General features: G+C 33.4%; 27 protein-coding genes and 1 riboswitch. Of the genes, 7 read left to right on the forward strand and 20 right to left on the reverse strand.

Annotated features, from left to right (window positions below; translation table 11 throughout):
• Positions 1-108 precede the first annotated feature (108 nt).
• The 5 genes from JNUCC83_RS05085 to xerD form a co-directional block, all read right to left on the reverse strand.
• The gene (locus JNUCC83_RS05085) at positions 109-687 is read right to left on the reverse strand and encodes an ECF transporter S component (protein WP_454461134.1); all 579 of its coding nucleotides are present in this window, start codon (positions 685-687) and stop codon (positions 109-111) included.
• Positions 688-811: 124 nt separating this feature from the next.
• Positions 812-942, reverse strand: a riboswitch (FMN riboswitch).
• 55 nt (positions 943-997) lie between these two features.
• Positions 998-1,720, reverse strand: a complete 723-nt coding sequence (locus JNUCC83_RS05090) for a pseudouridine synthase (protein ID WP_454461135.1) — start codon at positions 1,718-1,720, stop codon at positions 998-1,000.
• Positions 1,721-1,723: 3 nt separating this feature from the next.
• The gene (scpB, locus tag JNUCC83_RS05095) at positions 1,724-2,314 is read right to left on the reverse strand and encodes an SMC-Scp complex subunit ScpB (protein ID WP_454461136.1); all 591 of its coding nucleotides are present in this window, start codon (positions 2,312-2,314) and stop codon (positions 1,724-1,726) included.
• 1 nt (position 2,315) lies between these two features.
• Entirely contained in the window at positions 2,316-3,065 is a 750-nt protein-coding gene (locus JNUCC83_RS05100; RefSeq protein ID WP_454461137.1) for a segregation/condensation protein A, read from the reverse strand.
• Between the two features lie 12 nt (positions 3,066-3,077).
• The gene (gene xerD / locus JNUCC83_RS05105; protein ID WP_454461138.1) at positions 3,078-3,977 is read right to left on the reverse strand and encodes a site-specific tyrosine recombinase XerD; all 900 of its coding nucleotides are present in this window, start codon (positions 3,975-3,977) and stop codon (positions 3,078-3,080) included.
• Between the two features lie 152 nt (positions 3,978-4,129).
• Between xerD and JNUCC83_RS05110 the strand changes: the two genes are divergently transcribed.
• A complete protein-coding gene (locus JNUCC83_RS05110) occupies positions 4,130-4,927 on the forward strand; it encodes a hypothetical protein (protein WP_454461139.1) in 798 nt (265 codons plus the stop codon).
• Positions 4,928-4,940: 13 nt separating this feature from the next.
• Here the strand turns inward: JNUCC83_RS05110 and fur are convergent, their stop codons facing one another.
• Both fur and JNUCC83_RS05120 read right to left on the reverse strand, forming a co-directional pair.
• The gene (gene fur / locus JNUCC83_RS05115; RefSeq protein ID WP_454461140.1) at positions 4,941-5,408 is read right to left on the reverse strand and encodes a ferric iron uptake transcriptional regulator; all 468 of its coding nucleotides are present in this window, start codon (positions 5,406-5,408) and stop codon (positions 4,941-4,943) included.
• Positions 5,409-5,507: 99 nt separating this feature from the next.
• On the reverse strand, positions 5,508-6,380 hold the full coding sequence (locus tag JNUCC83_RS05120) for a CvfB family protein (RefSeq protein WP_454461141.1): 873 nt from the start codon (positions 6,378-6,380) through the stop codon (positions 5,508-5,510).
• 167 nt (positions 6,381-6,547) lie between these two features.
• Here JNUCC83_RS05120 and JNUCC83_RS05125 point away from each other — a divergent pair, with 167 nt between their 5' ends.
• The 4 genes from JNUCC83_RS05125 to JNUCC83_RS05140 are packed head-to-tail and all read left to right on the forward strand — an operon-like array spanning position 6,548 to position 9,141.
• A complete protein-coding gene (locus tag JNUCC83_RS05125; RefSeq protein WP_454461142.1) occupies positions 6,548-7,414 on the forward strand; it encodes an ABC transporter ATP-binding protein in 867 nt (288 codons plus the stop codon).
• Between the two features lie 2 nt (positions 7,415-7,416).
• Complete coding sequence (locus JNUCC83_RS05130) at positions 7,417-8,283, forward strand: ABC transporter permease (RefSeq protein ID WP_454461143.1); 867 nt, start codon at positions 7,417-7,419, stop codon at positions 8,281-8,283.
• A 5-nt stretch (positions 8,284-8,288) separates the two neighbouring features.
• A complete protein-coding gene (locus JNUCC83_RS05135; protein WP_454461144.1) occupies positions 8,289-8,741 on the forward strand; it encodes a LytR/AlgR family response regulator transcription factor in 453 nt (150 codons plus the stop codon).
• The gene (locus tag JNUCC83_RS05140; protein ID WP_454461145.1) at positions 8,734-9,141 is read left to right on the forward strand and encodes a DUF3021 family protein; all 408 of its coding nucleotides are present in this window, start codon (positions 8,734-8,736) and stop codon (positions 9,139-9,141) included. The genes JNUCC83_RS05135 and JNUCC83_RS05140 overlap by 8 nt, the downstream gene beginning before the upstream one ends.
• 19 nt (positions 9,142-9,160) lie before the next feature.
• On the opposite strand, the gene JNUCC83_RS05145 is transcribed toward JNUCC83_RS05140, so the two are convergent.
• The 4 genes from JNUCC83_RS05145 to dnaE form a co-directional block, all read right to left on the reverse strand.
• The gene (locus tag JNUCC83_RS05145; RefSeq protein WP_454461146.1) at positions 9,161-10,321 is read right to left on the reverse strand and encodes an MFS transporter; all 1,161 of its coding nucleotides are present in this window, start codon (positions 10,319-10,321) and stop codon (positions 9,161-9,163) included.
• Between the two features lie 176 nt (positions 10,322-10,497).
• Complete coding sequence (gene pyk / locus JNUCC83_RS05150; RefSeq protein ID WP_454461147.1) at positions 10,498-12,252, reverse strand: pyruvate kinase; 1,755 nt, start codon at positions 12,250-12,252, stop codon at positions 10,498-10,500.
• A gap of 33 nt (positions 12,253-12,285) precedes the next feature.
• Entirely contained in the window at positions 12,286-13,248 is a 963-nt protein-coding gene (pfkA, locus tag JNUCC83_RS05155; protein ID WP_454461148.1) for a 6-phosphofructokinase, read from the reverse strand.
• A gap of 176 nt (positions 13,249-13,424) precedes the next feature.
• The gene (dnaE, locus tag JNUCC83_RS05160) at positions 13,425-16,745 is read right to left on the reverse strand and encodes a DNA polymerase III subunit alpha (RefSeq protein ID WP_454461149.1); all 3,321 of its coding nucleotides are present in this window, start codon (positions 16,743-16,745) and stop codon (positions 13,425-13,427) included.
• A 132-nt stretch (positions 16,746-16,877) separates the two neighbouring features.
• Here dnaE and JNUCC83_RS05165 point away from each other — a divergent pair, with 132 nt between their 5' ends.
• Positions 16,878-17,069, forward strand: a complete 192-nt coding sequence (locus JNUCC83_RS05165; protein ID WP_454461150.1) for a YjzD family protein — start codon at positions 16,878-16,880, stop codon at positions 17,067-17,069.
• Between the two features lie 38 nt (positions 17,070-17,107).
• Here the strand turns inward: JNUCC83_RS05165 and JNUCC83_RS05170 are convergent, their stop codons facing one another.
• The 5 genes from JNUCC83_RS05170 to JNUCC83_RS05190 form a co-directional block, all read right to left on the reverse strand.
• The gene (locus JNUCC83_RS05170) at positions 17,108-18,325 is read right to left on the reverse strand and encodes a multidrug efflux MFS transporter (RefSeq protein WP_454461151.1); all 1,218 of its coding nucleotides are present in this window, start codon (positions 18,323-18,325) and stop codon (positions 17,108-17,110) included.
• A gap of 140 nt (positions 18,326-18,465) precedes the next feature.
• Positions 18,466-18,645: a hypothetical protein gene (locus JNUCC83_RS05175; RefSeq protein ID WP_454461152.1), complete on the reverse strand. Its 180-nt coding sequence runs from the start codon at positions 18,643-18,645 to the stop codon at positions 18,466-18,468.
• 102 nt (positions 18,646-18,747) lie between these two features.
• The gene (locus JNUCC83_RS05180) at positions 18,748-20,115 is read right to left on the reverse strand and encodes an MFS transporter (protein WP_454461153.1); all 1,368 of its coding nucleotides are present in this window, start codon (positions 20,113-20,115) and stop codon (positions 18,748-18,750) included.
• Between the two features lie 162 nt (positions 20,116-20,277).
• Positions 20,278-21,000, reverse strand: coding sequence for a gamma-glutamyl-gamma-aminobutyrate hydrolase family protein (locus JNUCC83_RS05185; RefSeq protein WP_454461154.1), 723 nt, complete (start codon positions 20,998-21,000; stop codon positions 20,278-20,280).
• 53 nt (positions 21,001-21,053) lie between these two features.
• Positions 21,054-21,434 (reverse strand): hypothetical protein, encoded by a 381-nt coding sequence (locus JNUCC83_RS05190; protein ID WP_454461155.1) that lies wholly within the window; start codon positions 21,432-21,434, stop codon positions 21,054-21,056.
• Positions 21,435-22,334: 900 nt separating this feature from the next.
• On the opposite strand from JNUCC83_RS05190, the gene JNUCC83_RS05195 reads away from it, so the two are divergent.
• Positions 22,335-22,865 (forward strand): hypothetical protein, encoded by a 531-nt coding sequence (locus JNUCC83_RS05195; RefSeq protein ID WP_454461156.1) that lies wholly within the window; start codon positions 22,335-22,337, stop codon positions 22,863-22,865.
• A gap of 12 nt (positions 22,866-22,877) precedes the next feature.
• Here JNUCC83_RS05195 and JNUCC83_RS05200 read toward each other — a convergent pair whose 3' ends face one another.
• Genes JNUCC83_RS05200 through JNUCC83_RS05215 form a run of 4 tightly spaced genes read right to left on the reverse strand, consistent with a single transcriptional unit; the run spans position 22,878 to position 25,039 of the window.
• Positions 22,878-23,063, reverse strand: a complete 186-nt coding sequence (locus tag JNUCC83_RS05200) for a hypothetical protein (RefSeq protein ID WP_454461157.1) — start codon at positions 23,061-23,063, stop codon at positions 22,878-22,880.
• Positions 23,064-23,099: 36 nt separating this feature from the next.
• Complete coding sequence (locus JNUCC83_RS05205; protein ID WP_454461158.1) at positions 23,100-24,398, reverse strand: LysM peptidoglycan-binding domain-containing protein; 1,299 nt, start codon at positions 24,396-24,398, stop codon at positions 23,100-23,102.
• Between the two features lie 47 nt (positions 24,399-24,445).
• Positions 24,446-24,655, reverse strand: a complete 210-nt coding sequence (locus tag JNUCC83_RS05210; protein ID WP_454461159.1) for a hypothetical protein — start codon at positions 24,653-24,655, stop codon at positions 24,446-24,448.
• Complete coding sequence (locus tag JNUCC83_RS05215; protein WP_454461160.1) at positions 24,656-25,039, reverse strand: hypothetical protein; 384 nt, start codon at positions 25,037-25,039, stop codon at positions 24,656-24,658.
• Between the last annotated feature and the right edge of the window lie 193 nt (positions 25,040-25,232).

Consider the following 25,232-nt stretch of genomic DNA (forward strand, 5'->3'; position numbering starts at 1 on the left):
TAAATTAACTTTACAAATATTTCAAACATATTTGTCTAATTTTTATGATTTCTTATAAATTATTTTATTAAAAACAAAAAAAACAACCATCATCTGGTTGTTTTATGTTCAATTACTTACTTTTTTTGCTAATCTCTTTTCAAGCACTGGAATAACTTTTTTATAAACTACGAAAAATGCCACACCAACTGCTGCTCCTTTAATCAAGTTAAATGGTATAATTCCATAAAGAATCATTGTTGAAATAGACATACCAAAATTCATGCCTAACACGTTTAAATAAAATGGTGTGATAACAAAGTAATTGGCCACACTCATAAAGATAGTCATAAGAATCGTTGCATAGATAATACCTTTTACTAAATTTTTGTTTGAATGTTTTTTCTTCATCAAACTATATATTGGCAACAAATAACATACTGTCGCTAAAAATCCTGCACCATTTCCAATTAACGCCCCAAGATTACCACCACTTGTGATAAAATTTAACGTTGATCGGATAAATGCCACTAAAATACCGCTAACTGGTCCATATAAAAACGTCCCAATCAAAATTGGTATGTCGCTAAAATCAAGCTTTAACCAACCAAATACTGGTAATATTGGTATCTCAATAAACATCAAAAGATACGCAATCCCCGCTAGTAGTGATAGTGTCACCATTTTTTCTGTCTTACCTGTGTTCATAAGAAAATCCCCCTATACAGGACCATCCCCGGAAAAGACTTGCATTAAGTACACAAAAAAACTGTTTTATTGCCGTTTACGCGCGCAAAAAACAGTGGTTTACTTGATTGTATACTCAAATAAGCCCTATCTTCTTTACTCCAGACTCTAACTGTCGGTATTGGAATTTCACCAAATCGGCTAATCATCATAGGATAATCAGTTCGTGGACTTTAACCACCGGTCGGGAATTACACCCTGCCCGTGAAGACGACCTTTAATATTTTTATAAGCTCATTATATCGTATATTAAAAATAAAGCAATAAAAACTTACTCTTTATTAGCTAAAACATATAACTGGCTTACTTCTTTTTTTGTTAGTTCTCTATAATCACCAGGATTTAGACCTATTAAATCCAATGTACCAACTTTTTCACGTTTTAATTTCATGACCGGTAACCCAACAGCCGCTAACATATTTTTAACTTGATGATTACGCCCTTCATGAATAATCAATTCCACAACAGATGTGCCTTTTCTCATATCTGTTGAAATGACTTTAAAACGGGCTGGAGCAGTTTTTCTTCCCTCAATTTTCACACCATTTCGTAACGGTTTTAACACTTCTTTTGAAGCAATTCCTTTTACTTTTGCCACATACACTTTATCAATCTCATGCTTAGGATGAGTCAATAGGTTGGCAAATTCACCGTCATTTGTCATTAATAGTAATCCAGACGTGTCATAATCAAGTCGTCCAACAGGGAAAATACGTTCTGGAATACCTGGGAAATAATCAGTCACTACTGGTCGATCCTTGTCATCAGATACGGCTGAAATAACATTTTTAGGTTTATAAAACAGGTAATAAACTGGTTGCTCTTGGTAAATCGGCACGCCATCTACTTCAACTTTGTCTGATTGACTCACCTTTACACCTAATTCAGTTACTTTTTTTCCATTTACTGTCACGCGTCCTGCTTGAATTAACTCTTCTGATTTTCTTCTTGATGCCACACCACAATGTGCCATTACTTTTTGTAATCGTTCCATTTTTCACTCTTCTCTTTCTTCTTCAAATTGCTCTTTAAACCGATCAAAAAATAAATCTGTCGATTCCATCTCTTCATCTAATTCCTCATCCAACTCATGAATATCCGGTAAATCTTCCATACTTTTTAACCCAAAATAATCAAAAAAATACTGCGTGGTTCCATACAAGATTGCACGTCCAGGTCCATCAACCCGACCCTTTTCTTCAATCAACTGTTTATGTACCAATTTCTGGATTGAACCAGAACTCTGCACTCCTCTGATTTGTTCAATTTCAGAGCGAGTAATTGGTTGTTTATATGCAATAATTGCTAATGTTTCCAATGCAATTTTTGATAATTTTTGATTAATGGATGATTGAGCATAATCCTTTAGTAAAGCCGCCAGTTCTTTTTTTGTCGTCATCATAAACCTATCACCAGCTTCTAAAATCGTCAGTGCACGCATATCATCTGAGTCGTATGACTGTTTCAATTCTTCTATTATCTGATAGATAGTTGCTGTTGTTTCATTCATTAAATGACTTAATTCATTTAAACTGATACCTTCTTCTCCTGACACAAACAACAATGCCTCAATTTTTTTTCCTAACATCCTATGTACCTTCTTTTTTAAAAATCTGTATCATTGATTCTCTAGTCGCTTGTTTTACTATTATATCACGACTTTTCATCAACTCTAAAACCGCAAGAAACGTCATCACAATTTCTGAACGGGTATAGACTGTAAATAGTTCATCAAAACATAGCGATTCCTCAGACTTAAGTAAACGCACACGACTTAAAACAAAAGACATCCTATCGTCAATCGTGTAATCTTCCATGATAACGCTCGTTTCCATTGGTTCCATCTCTTTAGCCCGTGTTAGTACGTCATGTATAGCTAAAAATAAATCAATGGTCGTGATTTCGTTTGGCTCAAGTGGTGTACATTCTTTTTCATACTCAGTTAAGTCTGTTGCCTCTTTTGTGAAGTAATCGCCACGCTCTGTTTCCATATCTTTTAATACTGTTGCCACATACTTAAATTTTTTATAATCCAATAGTTGTTGGACTAACACGTCACGAGGGTCCAATGTTTCATACTCACTGTCATTATCTGATTCTATTACTTCTTGTGGCAATAACATTTTGCTCTTTATTGACATCAGTGTGGCAGCCATAACTAAAAATTCCCCAGCCACCTCTAAATCAAGCGTACGCATAGTATGGATATACTCCATGTATTGCTCGGTAATTTCAGCAATAGGAATATCGTAAATATCAATTTCTAATGTTTTAATCAGATGCAACAATAAGTCAAGTGGCCCTTCAAAGATCGCCAATTTTACATTTAATTCTTCCATATATTATCTACCTCATGCTCTTGGAAAATGTTCTTTGTACACATCTGCTAGTCGTTGCTTACTAATATGAGTATAAATTTGAGTGGTCGAGATATCAGCGTGCCCAAGTAATTCTTGAACAATTCTCAAATCTGCTCCATTTTCTAATAAATGTGTCGCAAAACTATGACGCAACGTATGAGGGGTGACTTCTTTATCAATCCCTGCTTGTGTCACATAGACTTTTAGATTTTTCCAAATCCCTTGTCTTGAAAAGTGTTTACCTTGATAGTTTAAAAATAAATAATCATTTGTCGCATCTTTTTTATTTTTTATAGCTAACTCAGGTCGAGATTTTTCTAAATAACGATTAATCCAAAAAATTGCCTGATCACCAAGAGGGACAATCCTCTCCTTGTCACCTTTACCGAGTGTTTTTAATAGCCCGATTGATAAATGCAGATCACTCAGTTTTAATGTAATCAACTCTGTTACGCGAAGACCTGTTGCATACATGACTTCTAATATGGCACGGTCTCTTATACCAAGAGTCGTCGTTGTATCAGGTGCATCAATGATTTTTTCGACTTCTTCAATCGATAAGGTTTTGGGTAACGTTTGTTTTTTCTTTGGTGTGTCAATATAAAGCATTGGATCAGAATCTGTGTATCGTTCTTGACGTAAAAATTGATGAAATTTCCTTAAACTTGAAACCATTCGAATAATAGTAGTGGAAGACTTATTTTCTTTTCTTAAATAAGATAGAAAATCCATAATCACAAATCGATCAATGGCAGCTAAATCATCTATATGTTGTGTCTCTAGGTAGCTCACGTATTGGTTCAAATCACGTTCATAACTGATAATCGTGTTAACAGATAGACCTCTTTCGATTTTTAGAAAATGCAAATATTCTTCAATATAAGTTTTCATCGTCTTCCTCCAGTCAATAGTAATTATTTTAACAGTTTTCTACTCCAAATACTATCTTTAAAATATCAGATGAATTTTTATTATTTTACATAGACATTTCAATCGTTAAATTATACAATAAACGTATTGGTCAAATGGAAGGAGGAACATATGTGTTTCCTAAGAAAGAAACATATAAAAACATCGAATTACTAGATTTTTTAAATATAAATAGTAAACATTATACAGATGAATTTAATGCCATCTATCAGAAAAAAAAGAATTATTTTTATCTGTCTTTAATATTTTTCATCCCTGTTTCTCTCATCCTAACAATTTTTATGATGGTTGATTTTCCTGTTCCTTGGTGGTCATTTCCAATTTTTTTACTCTTCTTTTCAGGATTAGGGTTTTTATTTATTTCGTTGCCCATCTATCAATCATTTATTAAAGAGTGTATTGAAGAAGAACAATATGTTTGCCAACGTATAGATGAACATCTTTCCGAATTGGCTAAACAGGAATTTTTCACAAAAGATGCTAAAGTTAAACGCATGCTAAATCAAGAGTTTGAGCTTATAGCTTTAACAAGTGCCACGCGAGAGGATTTAAACATCATTTTACAAAACCAATCACTCACTACGGCAAACTGCCCTATTTACACAATTAATAATCCACAGTTTAAGCAAACTAAGCGAGTCTTTTTTGAAAAAAGACCACTAAATCCGGTGATATTAGTTAAGTTAAATCTTGTCAATCGGACAACCAAACGCTTGTCTAAACAAGTGATTCTTCCCATTGAATTTGAACTGGTTAGAGGATTAGTGAGTGAGCAAATTATTTTTCTTGAAAAAGAAAACTACCTCGTCAATCCATCGATTCATATTGATGCAGACAATTTTAAACATCTGTATGTGTCGGACCGTGAAACGTTTATGCAAAGAGAACATGCACCACTTTATATCACATAAAAAAACAAGTCATCTAAACATTAGAGGACTTGTTTTTTTCTTGACAAGATTGGCAGATACCATGAAACGTTAATCTATGATCAGTCACCTTAAAAAAGTAATGACTCTCAACAATTTTTTCAACGTCACCCAATAAATCTTCTTCAATTTCATCAATGCTTCCACATTCTAAACAAAGAAGATGATGATGAAAGTGTTTTGCACCTTCTTTTCGCATATCATACCTTGCTAATCCATCATTAAAATTGACTTTATCTAAGACATTTAATTCAGTCAGCATCTCTAACGTACGATATACTGTTGCTAAACCGATATCAGGTGTTTTTAATTTCACTAACATATAAATCTCTTCTGCTGATAAATGATCTTTCTCATTTTCTAATAACACTCTTACAGTAGCTTCACGTTGAGGTGTTAACTTGTAGTTCGCTTCGTGCAACTGATCTTTTATCCTTTGCAAAGCTAAACTTTGCTGTTCCATAGTAGTTTGCACATCCTTTTTTATAATCATTATAATTTATTACTACGAAATAAATCCAATTAAATTATAATTTATCTAATGTACAAAATCAACCCATTCTCAATTAGATGAGTTATCTTTAATCAAATAAGTGTTTCCATCTTTTTGAATGACACGTTTTTCTTTCATTAAAGAGCCCAAAGCTCGCTTAAATTGCCCTTTACTAATCGCAAAAGTTTGCTTGATGTCTTCTGGAGTCGATTTATCGCTAAATGGAATCATTCCATCTTGAGAACGTTCTAAGAAAGTTAGAATCATTTGCGCGTCATCAGAAATCACTTCATAAGCTCTCGGTTTTAGCGACATATTTAACATACCATCTGGGCGCACACCAATCACACGGCCGTTAACCACTTCACCTAAACGTGGTTCATCATATCTCTCAGATGGATGAATAAACGCGACATAATGCTCATCTGTGAATACAAAAGTTCCCACCATCTTTAGTCGATACACAACACCTGTGATATTTTTATTCTTCATTGATTCTTCATCAGCAGCTTTTGACATCGCTAAAAAGGTCATATCATCCGATAAATTCGCCCAAAGTCTCGCCTTTTCATCTACTGATAAACAAACCAACAACTTGTCTCCTTTTTTAGGCCATAGCTGCTTCATCTCTGGCAACTCATCAAGTGAAACTACCACCTCTTTATCAGGTAAACCAATATCAACAAACACCCCTAAATCTCGTCTTGAGTCAACTACTTCAGCAAACCCAAATTTATGTTGTTGAATCTCTGGAATGTTTGTTGTAAAAATTCGATCATGCTTTTGATTTTCATAGCCAAATCCTTCTACCATATCCCCTATCTTAAAATCGCCTTCGGACTTATTTAAATGAAACGTCACACCATTTTTTTGCACAAAAAATAACTGATCGTTTTCATCAATAATTAATCCGCTCCACACGCTACCTATTAAATCTTTCATGTATTTTGCCCATCCTTTCGTTGTTCTCACATTATATCATAATTTATTCGCCAATTAATTAAAAGTTAATAGCAAACCACTTATCTGATTCTTTCGACCTTTTATCTTAAAAACATTTTCTTTTTAGTCTCCCTATTTTATTATACGTCCTAGAGGTGATGATAATTATGAAACTTATTGAAGTATCAAACTTAACAAAAAAATATGGAAATTTTACTGCCCTAGACAACTTATCGATGGATATCTATGCAGGACAACTAACAGCATTTTTAGGAACAAACGGGGCTGGAAAATCTACCACAATCAGTTTATTAACGGGTATCCAACAACCAACATCCGGCAAAATCGACTATAATGAATCCTATAGTAAAGACATTGGTATCGTTTTTCAAAACAGTATCTTAGATAATAAACTAACTGTTTGGCAAAACCTAACCACTAGAGCTTCTATGTACAAACACATTACAACCCAAGATCTTGAAAACTTAATGTCTCAAACAGGTGTTAATCAATTTGCTCATAAACGATATGGTGATTTATCAGGTGGTATGAAACGTAAAGTTGATATTACCAGAGCACTAATCAATCACCCTACTTTAATATTTTTAGATGAACCTACTACTGGTCTAGATGCACAATCTAGAATAGAAATATGGCAACTGCTAAAAGAGTTACAACAAACAAAAAATCTTGCTATTTTTTTAACTACTCACTATTTAGAAGAAGCTGAATATGCAGATAATATTTATATTTTACAAAAAGGACAACTCATTGCACAGGGCTCTGCTAATACTTTAAAAAAGACGTATGGAGAACAATTATTATGGGTGGTTCCCTCTTCCAACTCTTCTTTTTTAAACACTCTAGAATTTAAAAACTATCAAATAGATAAATATAAAGGTATTGGTATCCCTGTAAAAAATTATGATGAAGCTATCCTATTACTAAATAAATATCACAATCAAATACTTGATTTTTCATTTCAACCCATTACACTCTCAGAAGTGTTCATTCAACTAACGAAAGAGGTATAAATATGAAGGCTATTGCTAAGAGAAGTATTTACTTATACTTAATTAATCCAATTAATATGTTTTTTTCTTTACTGGGATCCCTTATTGTATTTTTCCTTTACTTACTATTCATCAAACAAAATATTGTCTCTCAATTCCAAGATATCACATCTTCGACAACTTTAATCAATCTGTGGATGCTAGGTGCTTTATTAACAGTGACTTCATTGACTACCTCTTTTTCTGCCATTGGTCAGTTCACTCAAGACAAATCCTCTAATAAATTAATTGATTTCACAATGACAGATATTTCAGCTACTAATCTACTAAATGGTTATTTCATCAGCTCATTTATTGTTTCACTCATCATGCAAAGCATTGTGTTCTTGTTTGTTATAATATTTTTTCTAATAATTGGCGAACCTTTAAATTTAACTATTAATCAATACTTATCACTTTTTCCAATCATGTTGATAACGTCACTCACTTCGACAAGCTTTAATTTAATGATTTGTGCATTTATCAAAAATGAAGCAACACTAAGAACAATCGGTAGTATCATGGGGGCACTATCAGGTTTTTTGACAGGGGCATACATTCCAATAGGCACTTTAAGTGATTCAGCTAAAAATATCATTCGCCTCTTCCCCTTGTCTTACTCGTCTAGTATGTTTAGATACACCTTGATGAGCCCTTTACTAAACAGTTTATCAAAAGATCAATCACTTTTTCTTGAAAAATTTCTGGGTTTAAATTTTGATTGGAAAACACCATTAAACTCTACCCAATTAAATATTACTGTACTTTTCTTATTTTCTTTTATCTGCCTTAGTATGATATTCTTAATGCGTAAATATATTTTAACAACTACTCTATCTGAAAGGAATTAACTGTTGTGCATATTTTTTTCAAACAAAATAAACAACTTTCAAAAGAAGATATTAATATTCAAATTGAATCTGCTGAACACTCAGACAATATCAAACAATTAAAGCATTATATTAGGCAATTCAATCGGCAACAGTTAATCATTTCTTCTGAAGGTCGATACTATACCGTTGATACCAAAAATATTCTCTTTATTGATGTATTAGGTGACTTTTGTACTATTCATTTAAATGATCGATCCTTAACTTATCGAAAAAGTCTTTCGCAACTTGAAGCAGAATTACCAAAGCATCATTTTGAAAGAATTTCCCGTTATTCTATAATTAATTTAAACTCGATTCACCACATTGACAATAGTTTGTCTGGTAATATGAGTGTTCAACTGATTAATGGTGAGTCATTAACTATTAGTAGAAGGTATTGGAAAAAAGTGAAAGAGAGGTTATTAAACCATGACTAAACAACTAAAAAAACTCATTAATCTAGCGTTTATCGGCTTAGGATTTGGCTCATTTTTTTATTTAATGACCAAACTCTTTTTAGATAATCCAACTACCATTTCCAGATATGAAGTAATCCAGTATTGGATAATGAGCATACTAATCTCATGGTATACATTACTTTTTGAAAGCAATAAACTCTCTAATTATTCTCTTTTCCCTCTTCATTTTGTCCTAACATTTATGACTGTTGTGACAACTAATTACTTAACGCTTTCTGTTTATACCATTAAAGAAGTCATTCTTACCTTTATCATTTTTTTCGTCATTTATGTAATTATTTTTATCACCATATTGATACAAAACAAACAATCAATTGATAGAATCAATCAAATTATAAACAACAAAAGAGATAACTGAGTCATTGCTCAATTATCTCTTATTTTTCTGGTAATTCTTTTTTCCACATTAAAGACAAGAAACTTGTCAAAAGTAACACGATTGCTGACACATAATATGGGTAAAAATGATTAATATCAAATAACATACCAGAAGCCATTGGCCCTAAAATATTTCCAAAACTGGTGAATGTTGAGTTTAAGCCATTGACTGTCCCTTGTCTATCTCCAGCGTGTTTAGACAAGTAAGTTGTAATACCTGGTCGCAATAAGTCAAACGCTAAAAAGACCACAAACGTTGACAAAACAACAACCCACTTACTATCTGTAAAAGCAATAACACCAACAAATATAGCGCTCGCAAAAAATGACACTCTAATTAAACCAACTTCGCCAATTCGCTTAATTATTCCATCGAAAAAGACAACCTGACAAATTAGCGCCAATACGCCACTGACTGTGATAATCGCAGCAATTTCAGACGTCGTAAAATTAAAATTGATGGTCGCCATGATGCTATAGATCGACTCAAACGATTGCAACCCAAATGATGAAATCAAAATAACCACAAACGGGAATGTAAAAATTGGATCTTTCAAAATATCCATTACAGAGCCTTTCTCTGCTATTTGCCCATGAACTAATTGTTTTTCAGGCTCTTTTAATATAAGCATCGTCATAATAAATCCCACAAACGCTAAAAATGCTGCAGCAAAAAATGGCACTCTCATCCCAAAATTCGCTAAAAAGCCACCAACTCCTGGACCAATAATAAACCCACCACTAATCGCAGCGGAAACTAATCCCATCGCTTTGGGACGCTCTTCAAAAGATGTAACGTCTGCTACATAGGCTGTAACTGAAGGCATAATTAAAGCAGCAGCAATACCACCTAATCCTCGTGATATGTAGAGCCAACTAACTACTTGTCCCAAACCAAAAATAAGTTCTGAGATAGCAAATATCAACATACCAATAGCAATAATCAACTTTCGTCCGACTTTATCAGACAAACTACCGGCAATCGGTGAAACGATTAATTGTAACACAGCAAAAACAGAAATCATCAATCCCATCGTTGAACCAGATAAGTGCATATCCTCTTTTAACATCGGCATCACTGGAATAACTAATCCAGCCCCTAGAAAGACTAAAAATAAATTAGATATAGCTAGATACATCATACTTTTTTTATTTATCATCTCTTTTTTCTCCTTCCCTATAAGTCTAATCTAGACTATTCTACACTATCGCTCTAAAAAAAAGCCATAGTTTTTCAAAATATTTTTTTAACCTTCTTTTAAACAAATAAATGCAAATAAAGGGTAGGAGTCAACAACTCCCACCCTTATTGTAATAAATCATTTCATTTTGTTAATTAAATAGTTGTTTCGCCTTCATAGATGTATCCTTGACGTGGATCAATAGTTAGGATTGTTCCATTTGAGATAACTGAAGTAGCATTTTCAACACCAACAACCACTGGAATATTTTCAGCAATTGCAACAACTGCTGCGTGACTTGTTAAACCACCATCTTCAACTACGATAGCTGAAGCTTTTGAAATAGCTGGCATGTAATCTTTATCTGTTGTTTTCACAACTAAGATGGCACCATCTTCCATTGCTTTGTTTGCTTCATCAGCTGATGTTGCTACAATAGCTTTTGCTGAAACAGCTGTGTCACCAATTCCTTGGCCTGCACATAATTTAGAACCAATTAATTGAATTTTCATCAAGTTAGTTGTTCCTTTTTCACCAATTGGAGCCCCTGCAGTAATGATAATTAAATCACCATCTTTAGAGAATCCTGTTTCTTTAGCGATTTTAGTTGCAAGAACAAACATATCATCTGTAGAATCTGGTTTAGATGTTACTATTGGGAATACACCCCAGTTTAACGCTAAACTTCTAGCAACACGATCTGTAAATGTTGCTGCAATAATGTGTGCTTTTGGACGATATTTAGAAATCATACGTGCAGTATGTCCTGATTCAGTCGCTGCAACAATTGTTTGAATATCTAAGTTCTTAGCTGTATGTCCAACTGCTTGACCGATTGATTCTGTCATATCAGTTTTTCTATGTAATTTAAGAGCATAAGCATCACGATCTGTTAAATCAGCTTCTGTACGTACAGCAATGTTTCTCATTGTTTTCACTGCTTCGATTGGGTATTCTCCAGCAGCAGTTTCACCTGATAACATAACAGCGTCAGTTCCATCGTAAATAGCATTAGCCACGTCACTTGCTTCCGCACGAGTTGGACGAGGATTTTTTTGCATAGAATCTAACATTTGTGTTGCTGTAATGACTGGTTTACCTAAAGCATTACATTTTCTAATCATTTCTTTTTGTACAACTGGAACATTTTCAGTTGGAATTTCAACACCCATATCACCACGAGCGACCATTAAACCACTAGATACTTTTAAGATATCATCTAAGTTATCAATACCTTCTTGGTTTTCAATTTTAGAAATAATTTGAATATGTGTTGCGTTGTTTTGTTCTAAAATTTCAGTAATTTCTAAGACATCACTTGGACGACGAACGAAACTTGCAGCGATGAAATCAACGTCATTTTCAATACCAAAACGAATATCGGCCGCATCTTTTTCAGTAATACCAGGTAAGTTAATACTTACGTTCGGTACGTTAACGCCTTTTTTATTTTTCAATACACCTTCGTTTAATACTTTTGTGACGATTTCTTTGTTAACTGAATCAATTTCAATGACTTCTAAATCAATTAAACCATCATCTAAAAGGATGTGGCTTCCTACATGAACATCATCAATTAAACCTGGATAAGTAATTGAGAATTTTTCTTTTGTTCCTTCTACTTCGCTCATAGCAATACGAACAATATCCCCAGTAGTTAATTCAACGATACCATCTTTCATATTATGCGTACGAATTTCTGGACCTTTTGTATCTAGTAAAATCGCAATTGTTTTACCAGTAATTTTTGCTGCTTCACGGATATTTTTAATACGTGCACCATGTTCTTCAAAATCTCCATGTGAGAAGTTTAAACGAGCAACGTTCATCCCTGAATTCATTAATTCAACTAATGTGTCTAAAGATTCACTTGCTGGACCGATTGTACAAACAATTTTTGTTTTTTTCATGTAAAAAACGCTCCTTAGTATTTTTTATTTATATTAGAATGAGATTTGATGATTTAAATCATACAAACTCAAGTCTGGCTGATGTTTCTTTTGTTCTAATGTTTCAACAATATCATTGGCTACAACTTCATTGTTTAATGATCCAATACATAGACCACCTTGACCATTTTTAAGCAAATCAACGGCAAATCCACCAAATTTACTTGCTAATACACGGTCACGTGCAGATGGTGCTCCACCACGAACCACATGTCCTAATACAGACACACGGGCATGGAAATCACCATACTCAGCTAATTGATCAGCAAATTTGTGACCTGACATCACACCTTCTGCTAAAACAATTAAACAATGTTTTTTACCACGATCGCGACCTTCACGAATTTTTTGAGCAACTTGCGCCATATCAAAATCATGCTCAGGAATAATAATGTCATCTGCTCCACCGGCAACACCAGCCCATAAAGCGATGTCTCCAGCGTCACGCCCCATTACCTCAATAATAAATGTACGAACGTGTGATGTTGCTGTGTCACGAATTTTGTCCATCGCATCTAATACCGTGTTAATCGCCGTATCAAACCCAATAGTATAGTCTGTCATCGGAATATCATTATCGATTGTTCCAGGAATACCAATAGCTGGGAATCCACGCTTAGTTAAAGCTAAGGCGCCGTGGTAACTTCCGTCTCCACCAATCACAACTAATCCTTCAATACCAAATTTCTTTAACTGCTCGATACCTTTTAGTTGTCCTTCTTCTGTTGAAAATTCAGGATAACGTGCTGAATACAACACTGTTCCCCCACGTTGAATGATATCACCGACATCAGGAACATCTAATTTACGGATATCACCAGCGACTAAACCAGCAAACCCATAGTTTATACCATAAACTTCCATACCTTCATAAATGGCTTTACGCGTTACCGCACGGATAGCTGCATTCATTCCAGGTGCATCTCCACCACTCGTCAAAATAGCGATGCGTTTCATAGTTATAACCACCTTTACTAAGTTGTACTTACTTTTGTATTTTTTATTATGTAAAAAATACTTAAATCCAAAGACTATTCTACCATTATTTTTGTTAAATGTCTTTGCCTATCCTATAAAAATTGAAAAAAAATTGAAAATACATTTTGTCCTCTAATGTTTTTTTAAGAAACATTTCACTTGAATATGATCATTCCTTCACCTAATAAAGAACTGATATTATCAATTAATTCTGGTGTATCATTTACCCAGTATCGCTTATCTATCAAAGTATTTCGCTGTTTGTGACGAAATATGAGAATAACAGGATGCTCTCCTGGATAGGCTAAAAATATACTTTGTAAATCTGCTAACAATTTATTTGTGTCATTTTCTTCTGTTATATTTATGAAACATTTCATTGTTGGCTTTACATCTTTTGCTAATCGAATATCATTTGCTATGATCTGTAGTTCTTGATTGTACTTACTTTTTTCTACTTTACCACTGATGACATAAACTTCATGTTCCCTTAAAATTGACTGAGCCGTTCTATATATAGTTGGAAATAACGTCACAGACAGTTTTCCCAATTGGTCTGTTCCTTCTAAAAAGGCCATTGACTCGCCTTTTTTGGTTCGTATTTTTTTTATTGTAGACGAATACATCACCACATGAACGACTTGATTAGGTGACAACTCAGATGATTTAGTGATTGGTAAATTAACTAATTTATTGACATAAGAGTCTACTGGATGCGCAGAAACATACGTCCCTAAGTATTCAACTTCTTGTTCTAATTTTTCTTCAACTGTAAAATCTGTACATGTTTCCTTCTTTAAGGTTAACATATCTAACAAATCTACGCTACCACCACTATATTCTATATTTTGTATCATACTATCCAAATCTACAATCAATTGTTTTCGATTTTGATGCAAACGATCAAATGCCCCAATATAAATCAAAGGTAAAATATTTGCTTGTTTCAACCATTTTCCATTGATCCGAATTAAAAAATTTTCCATTGACTTAAAAGGGCCATCTTCTTTTCTAACAGTTAAAATATGTTGAATAAAATCTTTGCGAATGCCTTTAACTGATGATAGTCCATAGATAATCGCTCCTTTATTAAAAGTAAAACTATACTCACTTTTATTGATGTCAGGAGGTGTCAATACTAAACCTGAATCCTTGGCTTCGACGACATATTCATTCATCTTTGTTGGATTATTTTTAACAGAATGCAAAATGGCTTGATAAAAGGCTGTTGGATAATGCACTTTCAAATAAGCCATTTGATAGGCTATAACAGAATAAACCACGGCATGCGAACGGTTAAAACCATAATTGGCAAAACGCTCAATGTAATCATAGACTGTTGTCGCTACTTCTTCTGTATATCCTTGTGTTAAGGCACCTTCCACAAAATGCTTTCTTTCAGTATCGATGACATCTTTACTTTTCTTGCTGATAGCTCGACGCAAAATGTCTGCTTCTCCTAAACTAAACCCTGCCATCTTAGAAGCTACTTGCATAACTTGTTCTTGGTAAACAATAATGCCATACGTGTAGTGTAGAATTGGCTTCAAACTTTCATGCGGATAAATGATTGGCCCTTGTCCTTTTTTACGTCGCACAAAAGCATCTATATTTTCCATTGGGCCTGGTCGATATAACGCATTGACAGACGCAATATCCTCAATAGAAGTTGGTCCTAGTTTTCTTAACACATTTTTTATCCCTTTTGACTCAAACTGAAACACTCCAACAGTTTTCCCTTGTCTAAATAAGTCAAGTGTTTTTTCATCATCTAGCGGGATATCTTCAAGAGATAATTGTTTACCCGTTTGGTATTCTATTGACGTTAACGCATTACCAATAATAGATAAATTTCTAAGACCTAAAAAGTCCATTTTTAATAGGCCAATTTCTTCAACTTCTCCCATCGCAAATTGTGTTAAAGGAATCCCGTTATTTCCTTCTTGCAAAGGAATTAAGTTTGTCAAATCCTGATCGCTAATCACCACACCTGCTGCATGGGTCGACACATGCCTAGGTAACCCTTCAATACGTCTAGCTGTATCAAATAATAATTTATTTTTATAAGAATGTGCTACTAATTCTCGCAATGTTTTTGATTTGTCATAAGCAGCATCTAATGTAATTTTTAAATCTTTTGGAATGGCATTGGCCCATCTGTTTGCTTCATTTTGTGATAAACCAAACACTCGTGACACATCCCTTACTGCCATTTTTGCCGCCAGTGTTCCAAATGTTGCAATTTGGGCCACACGATTTTCACCATACTTGTTGTTAACATACTGCAATAACTCTTCTCTGCGATTGTCAGGAAGATCCATATCAATATCTGGCATAGTGTAACGCTCTTTATTTAAAAAACGTTCAAACAGCAGCTGGTACTCTATTGGATCCACGTTGGTTATCTGCAAGACATAAGACACAAGAGAGCCTGCCGCTGATCCTCGACACGCTGTCACAATGTGATGATCTCTTGCGTATTTCATAACATCCCATACAATCAAGAAATAATCATCGTACCCCATCTCATGAATCACACCAAGTTCCATATCCAATCTGTCTTGATATTCTTGATTCATCTGACCATTCAAACGAAAATCTAGTCCTTTTTGACATAGCTGGCGCAAATAAGTCTCTGCTGTTTCTTCTTTTGGGACAGGAAAACTTGGCAATAATTTTTGATGAAGAGGAATCTCTAATTCCACCATCTCAACCAGTTGTTGGCTGTTTAATAAAGCTTCTTCCAGCTGTTTGTCCTCATACCATGTTTTAAAATCTGTTAATTCAGGCAAGTAATAATCACCTGATAACTGCTCAAAATCAAGTGAAATAACATTTCCACTCTCAATATGCTCTAACACGCTAACAGAAAAATCATCACTTGGATTTAAGTAGCGTACATCTTGTAACGGAACAATCGGTAAGTTGTATTTTTTATAATAATAACGCCAATACTCTAATTCTTCCTCTTTTGTTTTTAAAATGTTTATGCCACCATAAACATGACACTTTTCAAAGGTTTTTAACAACTCAACCGTTCGTTCTTCCATTTGTTCTCTGCCAACTGTTCGTTGTAGCTGGTATAACTCATTAGATTGCCATGGTAGTATCACTATTAAATCTTGAAAATAGTCAAAGACCTCTTCAAGAGATAAATCATTATTTCTATCTGACATCGCTTTTTTTGTGGCTATTTTCATTAACTGATGGTAGCCAGATATATTTTTTGCGATCAAAATGACTTGAGCTGACAGTTGCTCCTTGGTTCTATATGAAAGGGTCATTCCAATAATTGGTTTTATCCCTTGTTTAAGACATTCCTGATAAAATAAAACGACACCATGAAGGGTATCAATATCTGTAATCGCTAAACTTGTGTAACCACGTTCTTTTGCTTTAGCTACAAGTTCTTGAATGCGATTGGTACTGGATAATAATGAATACTCTGTTCTAACTTGTAATTGTCCCAAATCCATGAAACCCCTCCATTAATATTCTATAATCAGTATACCATAATAATCGATTCTCACTTCATAAATAACTCAGTGAATCCTTTACTTTTAAAGCAAAGATTGGTAAACTAATTTTTGAAAAGAGGTGCATTAGACATGGGAAGAATTGTTGTGTTTATTTGGGCAATTTTATTAGGACAAGTCGTTAGTTATATTGGTGGAGCACTTCATGGTGTCTCTGATTATAACTTCACTGGAACGGTGATTGTATCTTTAATCGCTTGTGCCATTGTCATGCTTATTGGTGAAGCCGCAGCACCAAGCGATCAAACAAAAGCTAAAAAATAAAAACATGTAGGAGATATTTTCTCTTACATGTTTTTTATTTAGTGTTTAAATTCATTGATTAACTCACGAAGGGATAACTGGTGTTTAAAGTTAAAAAAACTAATCGTGATATTCATCAAAATCAGCATACTTGTTGCTACAAATACTGACCGGTAGCCAAATCCGTTAGCGACAAGTGAGCCTACCATTGGACCTGCCACTTGACCTAAACTCGTAAACATTTGATTAAAGCTAAAAATACGGCCAACACCATTCATTGGTGTAATTTTACTAATCAAGGTGTTAACTGATGGCATCAGTGCACCAGTTGAAAACCCTAGAAGAAAACGGCACACACCTAATTGAAACGGCGACTGCACTAGAGACATTGGAAAGATGAATAAAAAAGACAAAATCAACCCACCTAATAGAACATACTGACTTCCAATTCGGTCCCCAAGTTTTCCTAAAAATGGAGCTGAGAAAAACTCAGATACCCCTGCAACCGATACAATCAACCCACTCACAAATAAAATGTTGCCCGTTTTACCACCTAATTGTCTAACATAAAGAGTTAAAATTGGACTAATGCTTGTCATGCCAATTTGAATAATTGCTGTTGTAATAAATAGCCCAATTAACACTTTTGGTTGTTTGACTGTTTTAAATACTTCTCTTGTTGACATCATATCTTTCTTTTCTACAGGTTCAAAGTCTTCATGAATAAAAAAGATTGTCAATAACGTGGTCACAAATAAAATACTTCCTGTCACTAAAAACACATTTTTAATCCCGACAGTTTCAGCTAAAAAACCACCGAGTGATGGCCCAATCAAACTCCCGGCTACTGCACCAGTTGCTAATGTTCCTAAAGCCATACCACTTTTATCTTTTGGTGCTTGAGAGGCAATCATTGCTGTCGCATTTGGAACATATCCAGACAACAGACCATTACAAAATCTCATAAATAATAACCAAAACACATTTGGAACAAAAGCTAGAGACCCCATCGTAATTGTCATTCCAGCTGCTGCACGGATCATCATTATTTTACGCCCTTTTCTATCAGCCAAACTTCCCCATAGCGGTGCAACCATGGCGGCTGATAACGCCGTCAAACTAATTGATAAACCCGCATAAAACTCCACTTTATTACTTGGTGCACCTAGTTGTTCAATGTATATTGAAATAAACGGCATGACTAAACTGTAACTAGCTCCAGTAAAGAAACAGCCAATCCACGCAATATACATATTTCGTTTCCAGTCAACCTTCATTGAAATAATATCCACCCTTTCATTTATGCTTATATATTATACTCTAATACCAGCTAAATGACAGCTAATTGTTCATTTATATCAATATTAACAAAAACAATTTATTATTTAAACACAAATGACGGGATAATTATTTAAAACTAGATATTATCAGACAAGTAATAATCAATCGCTTCAACTGATTGACTAATTTGTTCCAACTCTTTTTTTACTTTTTTTAGTCCATAAATTTTTAGTTGTTTTTTATATTCTTCTAATTGTTTTTCTTCAGAATCACGAAAATCTTCATTTACTTTTTTTTGCCAGAAATTTATCGTCATAATCCTCACCTCACGTCTATTATACGGTAGTAAATTTTATGATTCTATACTATGACTTCCTTTTTTATAAAATAGGTTCATTAAAAAAACATCTAGTTTTCACTAAAGATTTTCATCTGATGTTAATTTAAATGTTTTAATAACGAAGAAACTACTAATAATTAGTAACATAAATAAGCAAACCAATGCCACTTTTGATCCAATACTCGTCCCTTTAATAAAATTACTTTGACTAGATTGAAATAAACCAACGACGATGGCTACAAATGATGTTGATATAGCACCCATAAATTGTTGTAATGTACTAAATATGGCATTACCATCATCTTGTAAGTCTTCTTTAATAGAGGATAATCCAACTGTCATTACATTGCTATATGACAATCCAACACCAACCATAAATATTACATGCGATAAAATAATTAACGCCATATTACCTGTTTGAATGACCAGTATTAACATCAACCAGCCTAATACTGCAAATAAAATACCGGTGCCAATTGGCTTTTTAAATCCTAATTTGTCAAGGATTTTTCCAGAAACTGGCGCAAATAATGCCCCAACTAAAGCACCTGGAAACATCATCATCCCTGCATTAGAAGCAGGTACTCCTTGGACAATTTGAATAAAGTTAGGTAAAACAAATGAGACACCTAATAATAAAATTTGATACACTAAGAAAGAAGCCAAATAAATCGTAAAGCGTCTATTTTTAAAAACCACTAAATTGAGCAACGTTTTATCTTTGTTGGTTTGATAAAATAACCAAGCACTGATTAAACCAATAACTAAAGATACCCATCCTAAAGGTTGCTCCAAATAACTAAAGAACATTAATAATCCGGTAAACATCACTGATAAATAGAACACTGCTTTAGCATTAATTGAGTCGCTGACTGATTTATTTTCTTCTGGAATGGCATATAATCCAACAAGTGTTGAAATAATTAAAACAGGAATCAATAATTTGTAAATATAAGTCCAGTCCAACTGAGTCGTTAACACACCGCCATATGTTGGACCCATAGCTGGCGCAATAGATGTGGTCAGATTACCAATACCTATCATCATCCCTCTTTTTTCCATCGGCACTTTGGTTAGTATAATGTTAAACATTAATGGTAATGCAATTCCAGTTGCCATCCCCTGAAATACTCGACCAGCAAGCAGTATAATAAACCCACTAGCAATAGCATCAACAATAACTCCTAATAAAAACAGTCCGCTTGAAACCGCGAACAATTTACGACGACTCACATTTTTGATTAAATATGAAGATAGTGGGACAACAATTGAAATCATCAATAGATAAATCGTTGTCACCCACTGAACTTGAGACGTTGAAATACTAAAATCTTCCATTAACGTTGGAAACGTCACATTCATCGCTGTTTCAATCAACACTCCTGAAAAAGCCATCATACCTGTAGCTAAGACAGCTAAATTAACATGAAATTTCTTTTCTGACATAAAATACCCTCCATTTTTCCATAAAAAAAACGAAACTTATCTCTAAAGATAAATTTCGCCTCTCTCTCGACACAAGTCATTCTTGTGTTATCTGTACGATTTATTCACTTACTAGTTTAAAAAAAAAACGAGTCGTTGTCAACCAATAAAAGTAAAATAAACTTAAAAAGAATTCACCACAAAATCAAACACATCTTTTTCTTGTTTTAGGGTTTGATATGCAAAATCTGGGTGCCATTGTACCCCCAAAATTTTATGAGCATCTGAAGAAGATTCGATAGACTCAATCACACCATCTTCACTTTTAGCAGTTACTTTTAAGTCTTTACCAACTTTGTTCACACTTTGAAAGTGAAAAGAATTTACCATTGCTTGTTCACCATAAATCGGTGTCAGCAAACTATCTTTTTCAAGAAAAACATCATGCGTTGGGATCCATCGTTCAATAGGAGCTTGCATATGGACGATTGGCTCTGGTTGGCGTAAACTCAAATCTTGGTGGAGCGATCCACCCAAATAAACATTGATTAATTGCATGCCACGACATACACCAAAAATTGGTTTTTGCTGGTTTATGGCTTCTTCTATCAATGCCATCTCAAATAAATCACGTTCAAGTAATGACAACTGTTCATTCAGTACTTTCTCATCCTTTAAATAAAATGATGGTGTCACATTTTGTCCACCTGTTAAAATTAATTTATCAATTAAACTGACATAGCTTTTTACATCTTCTGCTTTTCCAAGTGGTAATACAAGAGGTACTCCACCTACTTCTTGAACTGCACGAACATACCCTGCTGGCAAATATGAAATAGGTAAATTGTGCAACGTTTCCCCTGAATCAATGATTTCATTTGCTGAAATCCCTATTATTTTCTTCATTAAACCCTCCTAAATTTTATATTACTACTACTTTAGAAAAACGTTACCTAGTATTACTTAAAATCATTTTGGCTATAAACCGGCGTTAAATGTTCAAAATCAATGGAACCAATTTGCTCATCGAGTTTAGTGATAACTTTTTTCCTTTTTACACTGTAATAAAAATATTCTTTATCATCAGACGATGGTTCAATCACGCCAACATAACGGCCATCCACGTTGTAGATAGCTAAAGGTAGTTCATCCAATGTCTTTTTATCTAAACCATACTCTTCTTTTACTTCCTTTTGTTTTTCATCGTCAAAACTATTAATTTTAGCTAATAATGCTTTTTTTACTTCTCCGTAAACAGCTTTATCGCCAGTTGCTTTATTAGTACATCCCACTAATAAAACCACTACACTTAAAATAACAAATAAATATGCTTTTTTCATATATACCTCCAATAAGAAAACAGTTTTACTAAATATATCATATTTCATAGTATACAAACAAATTTTGGCTTTTAGATTAGTTTAAGAAAATTAGTTTATACTGTCTACTAATAAGATATCTAAAATTAAAACTATAGTTCATACGAAAGGGGTTCTCACTTATGAAAGACTTATTATTTTTACCTTTATTAAAAATAAAATTATTTTTTTTATTACCATAAACATGATTAATACTAGACGTTATCAAAAATATGAAGTAAAGCCAATAAAAATATTTATCAAGCTCTACGTGATATAAAAAATGATTTAACAAAACTAAATAAACTCTACTTTTTTCATTTCAAAACCTCAAGTAACCTTCAATTTGAGTACTCGCTTATTTCTTCAATTCTATATGAAGACTCACATCTAACAAATAAATCGAAAGAAAAAACGGCTCAAAGATTTGCTAATTACGTTAATTTTTAACAAACCGTATTCATTCGATAAATTTAAGCACAAAAAAATAGCTAGAACCCTTACTATACAAGGTTTCTAGCTTATAATAGAAAAAATTATTTTGTTTCACGGTGCTCATTTTTCAGATAATCATATTAAATTATGCAATGCTAAACACCGACAAATAAACACTTTTCAAATTAACTTAGGCATAGCTAAACAAATTTCGAATTCAAAACTATGTCAATTTCATGTCAAAAACAATGCAGCGAACTTATTTCCATAAATAACAATGTATAGTGTATAATATAGAAGAAAAAAGTAGAACGTAAGTATTAATAAGAATTACATAGCAATTTAATTAAAGTTTGCAATTTTATTTTGAATAACTGTATAGGACTATTAAACACCTTACAACCATTCGGACAACACATAGTTTTTACTAAAAAGGAGATAGTATTTATGGAAAGTTTATTAAAAAAACTCAATTCTCTTTTTTGGGAAGAATTACTCAGTTGTATAATGTTTCCATTTCTCTATCTCATGTTGTGTGACTTTTCTCTTACAAAGATAAATTTACCAACATTCTTTAATATTTTAGTCATTTCTATCATTTTAGCTGAGGGAGCCTTATACTGGAAATTGACTATAAATAGAGTGAAAAAAAGACGTGTAATCAATAGATATGTTATTGGAAAAATTTATCATCTATTCAAAATAATAGATATTATACTACTAGTGCTTACAACAATGATTATCATAGGAACGCTAGATAGTTTTACTGAATCTCAAATAGTAATCCAGGTATTTATATATATATTCTCTTTGCTAGAATATATAAACTATTTTCATACTAGGTTATCTTTTTATGGGAAAAAAGGACGTTTCTTTCAAATAAAGAAACCAATAGCAATTTTATTTAGTAATAAGCAAAAAACTAGAACACATATAGCAAATGATATTATTTACTATAAAATGAATAAACAAAAATAAGCCTAATCCAAATTAATGGACTAGGCTTTTAAAATACTCATATTCTACTATGACATGATTAATATTTCCTGTTTTACATATAATCATATCAATAGCTTTAATGTAAGCTCGATTGTAACGATCCATGTCCACATCATCAATCAGTTTTAATTCTGCTTTAAGATTAGACATATCTATTACTAATTTACCTGTTTTCATAAAAGCACCTCCTATTAAGAAGGTACGTAAAAATTTCTATTTAACTCTTAAAGTTGTTCCAGCATAAATTAGATCGCTTGATAAATTATTCAATGATTTAATCTTTTGTACAGTTGTTCCTTGTTTATAAGCAATGCCAGAAAGTGTATCTCCCCAAACAACATGATAGTAAACAGAACTGCTTGTGGCTGTTCCAATGACTTTTAATGTTTGACCAGGATAAATCAAATTAGGATTGCTTAAACCATTCAAACTTACTAATGATTGCCAAGTTGTATTATGTTTTTCCGCAATAGATGAAAGAGAATCGCCATATTTAACGGTGTAAGTTTGTGCTTGAGGTTCTTTGTTTAATGTTTCTTCTGTTTTGTCTGTTATGAGTATTTCGACGTCACTTCGACTAATCCAAGAATTTACATCCGCCAATAAAACTTTTGTTTTATCTGCAGATAATTCAGAAACTTTGTAGCTTGAACCTTTGACGAAATCTGCAATGTATTCACCTGTCGTCCATTTTGTCGCTGAAAAATTGACTTTGACCGTATCACCAACTTTAATATCTTTTTTAGACGTTTGATTTGCTTCTTCTCCAGCTTCTGTTGCTGGTGGTGTTGTTACTGGTTTAGATGCTTGTCCATTTTTATATCCGCTATCAGTAATGCCTGTTAAATCTACGTTACCATCTAATCCACCAGCAATATACGTTGACGTGAACTGAAAAATACCTATTCCGTCCATACTTGGAAAATAGTTGTAATTCGGTTTCGGTGTGACGTTATAGTTTGGATAAGCTGCAATCCATAGCGAATTCGGAAACTCTTTTATAATCCGTTTATAGTCAACGTATTGAAGTGTAAAGGGCTTATAAGAATAATACATTGGTGTATAACCGGCTTCTTTAATTCGTCTCATGCCATACAAAATGGTATCTGTGTTTGCTGTTTTATTGCTACTTGCCCCGCTTTCAAAGTCTAACGCAACAATTGACCCTTTAGGCGTTTGAATTTTAGGCAAGAAGTAATCTAATGTTGTTTTCGCAATGGATAAGCTTCCATAGGTGTCATACCAAATATACGTATGAGCTCGTTTGCCTTGAGCGATTGCGCTTGCCACCTGTGTTTTATATGTCCACTGGTCATATAATCCATTGGAATTATAGCCACCAATTTGAGCAATTGCAAATTTATCCGTTGAGTAACCAAAACGACCTGTTTCTCCTTGATAAATGGCCCAATCAACCCCTTGATCACCTTTGCCAGCATTAACGACTGTTACTGGAGTTAATAAACCTAAACAAATTGCCACTAACAAAATAGACCTACTTTTCTTTTTCATCTAATCATCCTTTCTTTCATAAAAAATAGCCGTCAAATGAATGACAACTACTCTTCTTTATCATTTTCATTTTGGCTATCAACAAAACCTTCAGCTAAAATATAAGAAATCAAAATAGCTGTTGCAGAAATAATACTTGTTACTTTTTCAACTGTGACATCTGCTACGTTAAATGCAAACAAAATAGCGACCACAAAACCTGTGACCGCCATCCAAAATTTGCGACTTGATAATTTTCTTTTCCAATCTATTTTCATCTACTCACCTCCTTTAATTGGTAGTTTTTTCGCTTCTAAATACAAATGCTCACCAGTTCCATTGCCACCTAATTTTTTATACGAAGTAAATATGTACTCTAAATTATCGAGTTCTCCAATTGTTATACTACCTCGATTAATATATTGCGTACACTTTTCGTATAATTTGTCGTGTGCTAGTGCTTGATTGCTTTCTACTAAATTATTAACAAGTGTATCTAACTGTGATACTCGTTCGTCTAGAGTAATCACGCCTTTCTTTCGCCATCGTTTAAAAATATGGTAACTTTGATTTATTCCAAAACCACCAAGTAACACCCAAATACTGTTGATATGATTTAATACACCAACGATCTGTCCCAACATTTCACTTATCTCATTCATAACTCACCTCGTTAAAATATATAATGCAAGCCAAATAGGAATGACTAGTAACAAGCCATTCCCAAATCCCTTGAAAAATTTCACTGTATCACCTCACAAAAAAAGAATGACAAGATAGTCATTCTCTAAAGGAATTCAAATTTCAATAGTATTATTTTTCCTTTCAATATATAATTATCATAATATAAAAAAG

It is taken from the genome of Vagococcus sp. JNUCC 83, from assembly GCF_053667615.1.

Bases quoted from the DNA above. Each gene is read 5' to 3' on its own strand.
- JNUCC83_RS05085 (WP_454461134.1), bottom strand. From the start codon at position 687: ATGAACACAGGTAAGACAGAAAAAATGGTGACACTATCACTACTAGCG.
- JNUCC83_RS05090 (WP_454461135.1), bottom strand. From the start codon at position 1,720: ATGGAACGATTACAAAAAGTAATGGCACATTGTGGTGTGGCATCAAGA.
- scpB (WP_454461136.1), bottom strand. From the start codon at position 2,314: ATGTTAGGAAAAAAAATTGAGGCATTGTTGTTTGTGTCAGGAGAAGAA.
- JNUCC83_RS05100 (WP_454461137.1), bottom strand. From the start codon at position 3,065: ATGGAAGAATTAAATGTAAAATTGGCGATCTTTGAAGGGCCACTTGAC.
- xerD (WP_454461138.1), bottom strand. From the start codon at position 3,977: ATGAAAACTTATATTGAAGAATATTTGCATTTTCTAAAAATCGAAAGA.
- fur (WP_454461140.1), bottom strand. From the start codon at position 5,408: ATGGAACAGCAAAGTTTAGCTTTGCAAAGGATAAAAGATCAGTTGCAC.
- JNUCC83_RS05120 (WP_454461141.1), bottom strand. From the start codon at position 6,380: ATGAAAGATTTAATAGGTAGCGTGTGGAGCGGATTAATTATTGATGAA.
- JNUCC83_RS05125 (WP_454461142.1), top strand. From the start codon at position 6,548: ATGAAACTTATTGAAGTATCAAACTTAACAAAAAAATATGGAAATTTT.
- JNUCC83_RS05130 (WP_454461143.1), top strand. From the start codon at position 7,417: ATGAAGGCTATTGCTAAGAGAAGTATTTACTTATACTTAATTAATCCA.
- JNUCC83_RS05140 (WP_454461145.1), top strand. From the start codon at position 8,734: ATGACTAAACAACTAAAAAAACTCATTAATCTAGCGTTTATCGGCTTA.
- JNUCC83_RS05145 (WP_454461146.1), bottom strand. From the start codon at position 10,321: ATGATAAATAAAAAAAGTATGATGTATCTAGCTATATCTAATTTATTT.
- pyk (WP_454461147.1), bottom strand. From the start codon at position 12,252: ATGAAAAAAACAAAAATTGTTTGTACAATCGGTCCAGCAAGTGAATCT.
- pfkA (WP_454461148.1), bottom strand. From the start codon at position 13,248: ATGAAACGCATCGCTATTTTGACGAGTGGTGGAGATGCACCTGGAATG.
- dnaE (WP_454461149.1), bottom strand. From the start codon at position 16,745: ATGGATTTGGGACAATTACAAGTTAGAACAGAGTATTCATTATTATCC.
- JNUCC83_RS05165 (WP_454461150.1), top strand. From the start codon at position 16,878: ATGGGAAGAATTGTTGTGTTTATTTGGGCAATTTTATTAGGACAAGTC.
- JNUCC83_RS05170 (WP_454461151.1), bottom strand. From the start codon at position 18,325: ATGAAGGTTGACTGGAAACGAAATATGTATATTGCGTGGATTGGCTGT.
- JNUCC83_RS05175 (WP_454461152.1), bottom strand. From the start codon at position 18,645: ATGACGATAAATTTCTGGCAAAAAAAAGTAAATGAAGATTTTCGTGAT.
- JNUCC83_RS05180 (WP_454461153.1), bottom strand. From the start codon at position 20,115: ATGTCAGAAAAGAAATTTCATGTTAATTTAGCTGTCTTAGCTACAGGT.
- JNUCC83_RS05185 (WP_454461154.1), bottom strand. From the start codon at position 21,000: ATGAAGAAAATAATAGGGATTTCAGCAAATGAAATCATTGATTCAGGG.
- JNUCC83_RS05190 (WP_454461155.1), bottom strand. From the start codon at position 21,434: ATGAAAAAAGCATATTTATTTGTTATTTTAAGTGTAGTGGTTTTATTA.
- JNUCC83_RS05195 (WP_454461156.1), top strand. From the start codon at position 22,335: ATGGAAAGTTTATTAAAAAAACTCAATTCTCTTTTTTGGGAAGAATTA.
- JNUCC83_RS05200 (WP_454461157.1), bottom strand. From the start codon at position 23,063: ATGAAAACAGGTAAATTAGTAATAGATATGTCTAATCTTAAAGCAGAA.
- JNUCC83_RS05205 (WP_454461158.1), bottom strand. From the start codon at position 24,398: ATGAAAAAGAAAAGTAGGTCTATTTTGTTAGTGGCAATTTGTTTAGGT.
- JNUCC83_RS05210 (WP_454461159.1), bottom strand. From the start codon at position 24,655: ATGAAAATAGATTGGAAAAGAAAATTATCAAGTCGCAAATTTTGGATG.
- JNUCC83_RS05215 (WP_454461160.1), bottom strand. From the start codon at position 25,039: ATGAATGAGATAAGTGAAATGTTGGGACAGATCGTTGGTGTATTAAAT.